This is a genomic window from Alcanivorax sp. HI0044 (assembly GCF_001634945.1).
On the sequence record NZ_LWEZ01000503.1, the window covers coordinates 1 to 816 of the forward strand.

Sequence of the window (816 nt, forward strand, 5' to 3'; positions counted from 1 at the left end):
TGCATTTTGGTGTCGGGCCACAATCTTGCTAGAAGCTAGAAGCTAGAAGCTAGAAGCTAGAAGCTAGAAGCTAGAAGCTAGAAGCTAGAAGCTGGACATTTGGACAGTGCTCGGGTAGAACTGGGCCAGCTATCAGGCAGCTGTCTTTTCATTATCGGTCAGAGAAATATGGCGCTTATTTTAGGCATTGATCCCGGCTCGCGCCGTACCGGTTACGGGTTGGTAGAGCAGGTGGGGAACCGCTCCCGGGCCGTGGCATTCGGTACCATCACTACCACCCACAAGGAGATGCCGCCGCGCCTGGGGGAAATATTCGCGGGCATTGATCAGGTGGTGAAAGAATTCGGCCCGGCGGAAGTCAGCATTGAAAAAGTCTTTATGGCGCGCAATGCGGATTCCGCCCTGAAACTGGGCCAGGCCAGGGGGGCTGCCATTGCTGCGGTCATGCAGGCCCATGTTCCGGTGTTCGAATATTCCGCTCGCCAGGTAAAACAGGCAGTGGTTGGCAAAGGTGGGGCGGAAAAGAATCAGGTGGGGGAAATGGTGAAGTACCTGTTGAAGCTGGAACAGCGCCCCCAGGAAGATGCTGCTGATGCGTTGGCCATCGCCCTCTGCCACGCGCATATGCGTGTTTCTCTGGCCAGAATGGGCGGTGCCACGGCTGTCAGGCGAGGGCGGCTTCGTTAAGCTGGCGCCTTTAATTACACGTTAACAACACGGATAACCCCATGATCGGACAACTTCGCGGAACCTTGCTGGAAAAACGCCCTCCGGTATTGCTGCTGGATGTGAGCGGCGTTGGCTACGAAGTGGAAG

The 816-nt window shown here is 56.0% G+C and carries 2 protein-coding genes; both read left to right on the forward strand.

Going from position 1 to position 816, the window contains the following annotated elements; all coding sequences use genetic code 11:
* Positions 1-168: 168 nt before the first annotated feature.
* Positions 169-687: a crossover junction endodeoxyribonuclease RuvC gene (ruvC, locus tag A3730_RS05990; protein ID WP_063519569.1), complete on the forward strand. Its 519-nt coding sequence runs from the start codon at positions 169-171 to the stop codon at positions 685-687.
* 41 nt (positions 688-728) lie between these two features.
* Positions 729-816, forward strand: an 88-nt coding sequence (locus A3730_RS29480) for an OB-fold domain-containing protein (protein ID WP_304439470.1), incomplete at its 3' end; no start/stop codon positions are given.